Raw genomic sequence first — 8,717 nt, 5'->3', positions numbered from 1 at the left:
TGGCGCCCGGCGGCGAGGCCTCGCCCGGTGGTCAGTGGCACCCTGATGGCGCGGGTGACCAGCGCCAAACCCGACGACATCTACGCCTGGCAGGATGCCTCGGGCCTGTACCGGGTAAAGTTTGATGCCGACCGCGACGACAAACGCAAAGGTATGGAAAGTATGCCGGTGCGTCTGGCGAAACCTTATGGCGGGCACAAATATGGTTTCCACTTCCCGCTGGTTCAGGGCACCGAAGTGGCGATAGCCTTTCACGAAGGCGACCCGGACCGGCCGTATATCGCCCACGCCCTGCATGACTCCCGGCATATTGACCCGGTTACAGAACTGAACAGCACCCGCAATGTGGTGAGAACTGCAGGGCGGAATAAGCTGCGCATGGAAGACAAGCGCGGGGCAGAGCACGTCAAACTCAGCACTGAATACGGCGGCAAGACCCAGCTGAACCTGGGCCACAATGTGAATGCTAAAAGAAAACTGCGTGGCGAAGGGGCGGAGTTGCGTACCAATGACTGGGTAAGTATTCGCGGCGGTAAAGGTATTTTCCTTACTGCGGATGCTCAGCCGGATGTGGGCATCAAAATGCTGGAAATGGATGCGGCAATTAGCCAACTGGAGCAGGCTCTGACCCTTGCCCGTAGTATGCAGGTTGCCGCCAAAGGTGCAAAAGCTCAGCCGTCAGAATCAGACAGCCAGATGTCACTTAACAGCGCGTTGCGATATCTGCGGTTGCCGGGGTTGTTGGCGCATGCTCCCGCTGGCATCGGCATCCTCAGCCCACAGGCAGTAAGGCTGGCTTCAGGAGGTGAAAGTATTGCGCTGATGTCAGGTAAAAATACCGATATCAGCGCCGGGCAATCCTTTACCGTAGCCGCTGGTGAAACCGTCAGCCTGTTTTCCCAGTCTGCCGGAATGAAGCTCTATGCGGGGGCAGGCCCGCTTGATATCCAGGCGCAGTCAGGTGCTGTGGGTGTGTCCGCACGACAGGATGTCACCATTAGCAGTTCTCAGGGTTGTGTGAATATCAATGCCAGCCAGTCACTGGTACTGAATTGTGGCGGGGCTTACATCAAACTCAGTGGCGGGAATATTGAGCTGGGTTGCCCGGGGAATATTTTATTGAAAGCAACCAATGTGAATCAGACTGGGCCCGCGACTTTGGATGCGCCCCCTGTTACTTTCCCGAAAGGCTATTCAGGTTCTTTTACGATTGAGGACCCAGAGTCAGGGATAATTAAGCCTTTCACTAAATATAAAGTTACCACTGCTGAAGGTGAAATTCTGGAGGGGATATCTGACGCATCTGGAAAAACAGCCCCACTTTATTCGTCAACGCCAGGTCAAATGAAAATTGAATTTCCAGATGAACAAAAAGAGGAAGGTCCGGGGCAGTGGGTTACCGTAGAACATGATTATCATGGATTGAAAAATGCTGCCATCATGTCTATCAATCGACTTACATCAATGGGGGATTCTGGAAGAGCATTTTTTTCTGAAGGTAAAGATTTTATGCATACAAAACGGGATAAAATTCAAGAATGGAGTCCTTTGCCTTCTGATGCTGATGAAAATACGATAAATAATTCGGCGGTTCATCGTTATGGAGAGCAGAGACGGATAACGCAAACATTTCTTGAGGGGGATGATGCATGGCAAGTTAGTGGAACATCATGGCGCTGGATGCCAGTTGTTGCAGATGAACTCTATGAGACCAGGGATAGCAAATGAAACTAAGCTTCAGTAAAGTCTGTTTATTCTGGGGAGGAATGGATGCTTTTTATGTCATCCGTTTTATTTGGTTAAACATAGAACAGGGACGTATTCCTTTTGCTGATGATATTATAAATTTCAACCAGCTTTACTCAGAGTATGGCGGTGGGGGTTGGATTTTATTAATATTTGTTTTATCAATGATGTTAAATATATCTATAGTGGTGTCTGCTATTCTTCTTGTATTAAAATGGGGGAAAGTACGTTTTTTTGTGTTTTTGCAAATACCATTTAGATTGTTGTTGATTGTCCCATCTATTTCCGTTATTCCTTGGCTATTGAAAGAGCTCCATTTTAATAGCATGGTTTTTATTATTGTTTTTCTTGTATTTTCTGAATTCACTAAATTTTTATCTTTTATTTTAACCAAGAACATAAAAAATAAAGGGAGGGATCATGTCGAATAATTCTTTGATCACCTCTATTACTCATAGTAGTGCTGTCGCGGTGTCTGGGAAGCAGAAACCGTACTGGGTTGAATGCCAGTTGGTTGATGAACAGGGTGAACCGGTGGCGAACATGCCATGGACGGCAGACAGTTCTCACCCCGTTTCTGGCCCGGTTGCGGCGTTTACCTACTCAGGCCAGAGTGATGCCAACGGGCTGATTCGGATTGATATGCCACACGGCCTGGAGTTGACCCTGAAATTAGCGCCTGCGCCTCTTCTGCAAGAGATGCAGAAACGCACACTGCGCCCCGGGAGGGATGCTGAGAGTGATTCTTTAGTCCGGCCGCAGGCGTTAGCCGAAGGGTATATTTGGCACTATCGGGTATCTGGCGAGCTGTGTGCCAGTTACCCAAGTATCGAATTACGCAAGGGCGAGATGTTGCCTCTGTTCCACTTCCCTGAGGGCAAAGCGTTTAAGGGCCTGCTTATTCGCACCAATGAACTCAAGCGGCGGCATATTATTGAGATTTGCCCCTTCAGAGCCTGGGAACTGGTTTTACATCACCAGAATACCTATTCAATTGCCAATGCCATTAACCTTGGGGCAAGCGCCACGCTGGCTTATGCCGATGGCAATGCGCTCGATATTATTTCAATTACACGTTTTTATCTAAACCAGTGCCAGGACCTGTCCCGGCTCCCTCAGTTGCATAAAAGCGGCCTTATCTACAACACGTTGGTTCGCGATGTGCCATTCAGCGACCGCTATTTTCCACCGGTGTTTATGGATACCTCACAAGATACTCCAGATTCAGAAGGGAGTGATAACGGGGTGATAAAAGCGGATGGCGATACACAACTGTATTATGTTTATAACACCGATAAGATTATTGTGGCCTGGCGCGGAACCGAAAGTTTATATGATGTCGGAACAGATCTTGCTTTTAGCCCGGTTCATCCGCAAACCTGTGTGGTCAAGAAAACGCAGTGTAATACTCTGCTACCGGAAGGAAAGGTGCATGACGGGTTCTGGAGTGGATATAGTCGGGTCGACAGGAAGTTTAAAACTCAAGTAAAAGAATTTTCAAATTTTGTTCAAGGGAGAAGATTATTCATTTCTGGCCATAGTTTAGGCGGTGCACTGGCATTAATTCATGCAGCAAGCCTGAAGAGCTATAACCCGCTACTGTACACCTATGGTATGCCACGTACCTTTACTCGCGATGCCATCAACCATCTTTCAGGTATTACACATTTTCGCCATGTAAACGACAACGACCCGGTGCCGGCAGTGCCACCGGAAGCCAACCTGGATAATGCGTTATATAAACTGTGGGGACCACTGGGTAAAACACTGGGCATGGTGTGGTCTGTGGGCCAGGCAGTTGTCTCTCAGGCTGTGTCCTGGGGGGATTGCTTCTGGCACCATGGCAACCCGGTTGTGTTTCTTGGCGCAACCCAATCCCGCGAATGGAAAGAGTGTAAGGTAAGCCTCCCGGTTGCGGCAGGTTGCATTACTCTGAGGCAGCGCCTGCCAATAAAAGCAAAACTTTACCTGGTGCCTGTTCTGGCAAACCAGGAAATACAGGAAGCTGGCAGTTTGCAAAGGGAGTTCCTGGCCTCACTGGCGCCACATAATTTGAATACTATTTTTCCGGAAGGGAGTAATCATACACGGGGTATTGATATCACTTTTGGTGACCATTTTATGACTGCCTATATGCCCTATATAAACAATAAATTACTGGAGTTAATTGATAAAGAAGGGCTGGTTGAAAAACGCAGTTTTACTGAACACTGCTATCATATTGATCTTTTCAAAGAACAAATGCTGGAGAATAAAGAAGATATACCGCAGAAAGAATATAAAAGGAATGAAATATTTTTAAATATAGAAGGGTTATTGCGTGTGTCCCTTGCTCCCACGCTTGCAGAACCTGGCGGAAGGGAAGCTCTGGTGCGTTTTGCACTTTACGGAGAGGAGAGAATGGAAAATGCATAATGCTATTAAATGGGTAATACTGCCGTTGGCGGTATTGCTATTAAGTGCCTGCACCCCTGTTATAAACAGAAAATTATCACCACCGGAAAATACTCAATGGGTAAATATTGAAATTACCAACCCGTCTCCTTACACACAACCTTTTCCGCTGGAAGTCAGATATATTTCCAACAAATGCCAGAAAAAACGCATAAGCGGGTTTGACGGTTCGGTTATTTCTGAACCCAGTTATGGTGCTGTTCGGGTACCGATGCAGCAGAATGGCGATATCTGGAGCGGGAAAGTTGCCATAACCGGTGGCGGAATATGCAAGTGGACATTAAGCGCCATCACCTTTGGAATTGAATATATTGATGCCACGCATATGGGGAAAGATCTTGTTCCTGGAACAGGTGTTGGTGCAACGTTTGCATTTGAGCATACCGCTACACGTAACGGGATATTCAAGTTTTTATATGAGAATAATGTTGCTCTTACACCTGTTTATTTTCCACTTATTGAAACAAATAAAATGGAGCATGAAATTGATACACTGAATCTTTTTGGTGAAGATAATTTCTTGAAGAGAATAATGGTCGGAATCCCTGGTTCTATAAATATTCAATTCAGCCCTAAGTTGGATGAATCAAAAATTGTAAGAATGGTTGCTCCTTCGAAGCATAAGGTTGGTGAGTATTTTAGAATAATTTACCCGGATGGCACGGTCGTTTCAGATGGTTCTATTCACCCGGATATCAGAAAAATGGGAGAATAGCGCATGCAGAAAATAACAATTACACTGATATCCGTGCTGGGGATACTGTTTGTTAGCGGCTGCACTGTCAGCCGCCCGGTTAACCGAACCCTTTCACCACCAGAAAATACCCAGTGGGTAAATATTGAAATTGCCAACCCGTCGCCTTACACACAACCTTTTCCACTCAGGGTTCGGTATATTTCACACAAGTGCCAGAAAAAACGTATAAGCGGGTTTGATGGTTCAGTGATAACGGAACCCAGCTATAACGCGATGCGTGTGCCGATGCAACAGAATGGCGATATCTGGCGCGGGAAAGTTGCCATAACCGGTGGTGGAATATGCAAGTGGGCATTAAGCGCCATCACTCTGGGTATTGAATATATTGATGCCACGCATATGGGTAAAGATCTTGAGCCTGGTTTCGGCGTTGGTGCAATAATTGCGTTTGAGCCTACTGCCACACGCAATGGTATATTTGAACATTTATCCAATAGTGATGTTACTCTTTCATCAATATATTACCCTGTAATTAAAACCAACAAAATGATCCGCCAGAATGACTCATTACATCTGTTTGGTAAGGAAAAATTTATAAATAAAAGAATGCTCAATCTCAACCAGACAGTGAATGTAAAATTCAATCCTGCTTTGGATGAATCGAAAATCGTAAGAATGGTGGCTCCTGAAAAACATAAGCTGGGAGAGTTTATTAAAATAATTTACCCGGATGGTACGGTCGTTTCGGATGGTTCTATTCACCCGGATATCAGAAAAATGGGAGAATAGCGCATGCAGAAAATAGCAATTACACTGATATCCGTGCTGGGGATACTGTTTGTTAGCGGCTGCACTGTCAGCCGCCCGGTTAACCGAACCCTTTCACCACCAGAAAATACCCAGTGGGTAAATATTGAAATTACCAACCCGTCTCCTTACACACAACCTTTTCCACTCAGGGTTCGGTATATTTCACACAAGTGCAAGAAAAAACGTATAAGCGGGTTTGACGGTTCAGTGATAACGGAACCCAGCTATAACGCGATGCGTGTGCCGATGCAGCAGAATGGCGATATCTGGAGCGGGAAAGTTGCCATAACCGGTGGCGGAATATGCAAGTGGACATTAAGCGCCATCACCTTTGGGATTGAATATATTGATGCCACGCATATGGGGAAAGATCTTGTGCCTGGAACAGGTGTTGGTGCAACGTTTGCGTTTGAGCCTACCGCTACACGTAACGGATTATTCAGATTTTTATATGAGAATAATGTTGCTCTTACACCTGTTTATTTTCCACTTATTGAAACAAATAAAATGGAGAATGAAATTGATACGCTGAATATTTTTGGTGAAGATAATTTCTTGAAGAGAATAATGGTCGGAATTCCCGGCTCTATAAATATTCAATTCAGCCCTAAGTTGGATGAATCAAAAATCGTAAGAATGGTGGCTCCTGAAAAACGTAAGGTTGGTGAGTATTTTAGAATAATTTACCCGGATGGCACGGTCGTTTCGGATGGTTCTATTCACCCGGATATCAGAAAAATGGGGGAATAGCGCATGCAGAAAATAACAATTACACTGATATCTATGCAGATGCAACAGAGTGAAGGTATATGGAGTGGGGTAATATCTCCCTATAAAGTTAAAGATTTGCATATATATTTACCCTGGTGTAAAAATATAATGGCTTATTTAAATGGGTTTTATGGAATAAAATTAATCAGCCTTTAAATATTAGCTAACAGGAGTTGAGTATGACAAAAGGATTAGTTTTACTGGGCGATAGAACTTCACATGGCGGTAAAGTTATTTCCGCTTCTTCAAATATTATTGTCAATGGGAAAACAGTTGCTTTAATTGGCGATTTGGTGAGTTGCCCTGTTCCCGGCCATGGTACAAACCCAATTATTGAAGGGTTGCCACACCGCACATTTAATGGCCGTGCGGTTGTAGCCGATGGTTGCAAATGCCAGTGCGGGTGTACTGTCATTTCCAGTGCAATAAACAGCACGGTAGGGTAACCAATGGGGTGGAAACGGTCTAAAGCGGCAACGGCGGTGTTGCCAGCGGAGCCAGCGCTGGGGCGGTGGCTCCTGGTTGGCGTTATTACGGCTGTTGTGGGGATGATGCTGTTTATCTTACATGCCCTGGGCAGGGTCAATGTGTTAACAGTTTTCAATATTTGGTGGCTGTCGTTGAGCCCTGTGCTGGGTTGGTTTTTTCTGTTTTGCCTCCGTGGCTGGCTCTGGGGCAGGGCTGTGAATGAGCATCAGTTTTTACATAAGGAAGCCAGGTATGGGCAGCAACAATGGGAGCGTTGGGCAGAGCGCTATGTGGCTGTGCTGGGTAGCTGTATCCTGCTTCCTTCAGGCGTCACTGCAAAATCTATTGCTAAAGCCAGTGCCGCAGAAGCGGAGCCATTTCTTTCCCGAACTTGTCATTTTGGCGCAGAGCCGCCGGTCACTGTCGCTTATCTGTTAAAGCAAGGGGTTGCCGGTGTGCAGCGTGCCATCTCCATGCTGCCTGATTCGGTACCGCTTAATGTCACCGTTATGGCTGACTGCATTGCCGGGGGGGCAGAAGCTCTGTTCCGTGAGGCATGGGGCAGCGTATTCCCTGAACGAGCGCAGCCAGCTTCAGTTTCATTTTGTGACTCTTTTCCTTTTGCCTGGGTTGCAGAGCGCCTCAAACAACCCGTTCTGGATATTGATTTGGTCCTGGTATTACAAAATAGCGGTACTGAACAATATTCCGATGCACTGGCGAGTGTGCTCCTGGCCAGTGACGATGTCGCCGAAAAATTTCAACTCCCTCACGCTGCCCGCATTTTGCGGCCAATGCCGTTGGATATGGCTAATTTCAAAGCGGATATGGGGTTGTTTCTGAAAACACAAACAGCCGCCTGCCAGGCACCCAATCTATTTTGCGACACCAGTCAATGGCATGAGCGGCTTGCTGATGTGATGACCGCAGGGTTCACTTATCAGGCCTCATGGGAGCCACAGGAAACAGACGTGATGGAAAAATACAGTGGAATTCCTGGCACCGGAAGCGCCTGGCTGCTGGCAGCCCTGCTTTCCGATATTGTTGCTGTCAGAAAAACATCGGTTTTAGGGCTGTTTACTTCAGATTCAGAGCATTTTATCAGTACCGTTACCTCAGGGAGTGAAAGTAATGACGTTGAGTAGTGCATGGGGCAGAGGAGGGCTTGTTGGTCTTGTTGTCTTCATCTCATTATTTATTGGGGGCCTTCTCTTTCATTTTGGGCCTCAGTATGGCCTTGATACCCGACTGAAACTGGGGGCAGTATTTTCAGCCACATGGTTGATGTTGCTAAGTATTTTCTACATGCCATTTATCTTCCGGTTTATGCGGGAGCAATTTCACCGCTGGAGTGAGCAGAAGAATAATGCCTTGCCTGGTGACGAACTGAGGATTACTTGCGGCACACCTCCTGATGCTTTCGTTGCTGCTATTCGCGCTGCAATGAGCCACCTCCACGGCCGTTTCTGGCGGCACAAAATCCGCATGCTGCTGGTAACCGGGACGGTTTCTGATGTGGAGCAACTGGCGCCGGGCCTCACCCGTGAGCGCTGGCTGGAAGACGGCGGTACCCTGCTGTTGTGGGGCGGAGACCCGTCTGAGCCTGCCGATAACGCCTGGCTGGCGGCGCTGGGTAAGCTGCGTTACCGCCCGGCAGATGGCCTGGTGTGGGCGACTTCCGCTTTCGACCAGCTTGCCACGACCAACCCGGAACCCCCGCGCCCGCTACCTTCAGGCAGTGAGATGAACGCGCTGGTGCATGCCCTGCGTG

8 protein-coding genes and 1 pseudogene are annotated in these 8,717 nt (G+C 47.2%); all 9 read left to right on the top strand.

Annotated elements, in window-relative coordinates:
- Positions 1 to 1,728: DUF2345 domain-containing protein (locus A9B99_RS12900; RefSeq protein WP_231889187.1), on the top strand; the 1,728-nt coding region annotated here is incomplete at its 5' end.
- Complete coding sequence (locus tag A9B99_RS12895; protein ID WP_064598117.1) at positions 1,725 to 2,177, top strand: hypothetical protein; 453 nt, start codon at positions 1,725 to 1,727, stop codon at positions 2,175 to 2,177. The genes A9B99_RS12900 and A9B99_RS12895, both read left to right, overlap by 4 nt.
- A complete protein-coding gene (locus A9B99_RS12890; RefSeq protein ID WP_064598115.1) occupies positions 2,167 to 4,161 on the top strand; it encodes a lipase family protein in 1,995 nt (664 codons plus the stop codon). The genes A9B99_RS12895 and A9B99_RS12890 overlap by 11 nt, the downstream gene beginning before the upstream one ends.
- Positions 4,154 to 4,915, top strand: a complete 762-nt coding sequence (locus A9B99_RS12885) for a hypothetical protein (RefSeq protein ID WP_064598113.1) — start codon at positions 4,154 to 4,156, stop codon at positions 4,913 to 4,915. The genes A9B99_RS12890 and A9B99_RS12885 overlap by 8 nt, the downstream gene beginning before the upstream one ends.
- Before the next feature lie 3 nt (positions 4,916 to 4,918).
- Positions 4,919 to 5,686 (top strand): hypothetical protein, encoded by a 768-nt coding sequence (locus A9B99_RS12880; protein ID WP_064598110.1) that lies wholly within the window; start codon positions 4,919 to 4,921, stop codon positions 5,684 to 5,686.
- A 3-nt stretch (positions 5,687 to 5,689) separates the two neighbouring features.
- Positions 5,690 to 6,457, top strand: a complete 768-nt coding sequence (locus A9B99_RS12875) for a hypothetical protein (protein WP_064598108.1) — start codon at positions 5,690 to 5,692, stop codon at positions 6,455 to 6,457.
- Between the two features lie 200 nt (positions 6,458 to 6,657).
- Positions 6,658 to 6,924 carry a PAAR domain-containing protein gene (locus tag A9B99_RS12870; RefSeq protein WP_064598105.1) on the top strand — a complete coding sequence of 89 codons (267 nt, stop codon included), beginning with the start codon at positions 6,658 to 6,660 and terminating at the stop codon, positions 6,922 to 6,924.
- A gap of 3 nt (positions 6,925 to 6,927) precedes the next feature.
- Entirely contained in the window at positions 6,928 to 8,091 is a 1,164-nt protein-coding gene (locus tag A9B99_RS12865) for a hypothetical protein (RefSeq protein ID WP_064598103.1), read from the top strand.
- A pseudogene (locus tag A9B99_RS12860) lies at positions 8,078 to 8,717 on the top strand (ImcF-related family protein); the annotation flags it as partial. The gene A9B99_RS12865 and the pseudogene A9B99_RS12860, both read left to right, overlap by 14 nt.

Source organism: Mangrovibacter phragmitis (assembly GCF_001655675.1).
GTDB classification, from domain to species: domain Bacteria; phylum Pseudomonadota; class Gammaproteobacteria; order Enterobacterales; family Enterobacteriaceae; genus Mangrovibacter; species Mangrovibacter phragmitis.
Note: the sequence above shows the minus strand (reverse complement) of the source record. Positions and strands in the feature narration are given on the sequence as shown.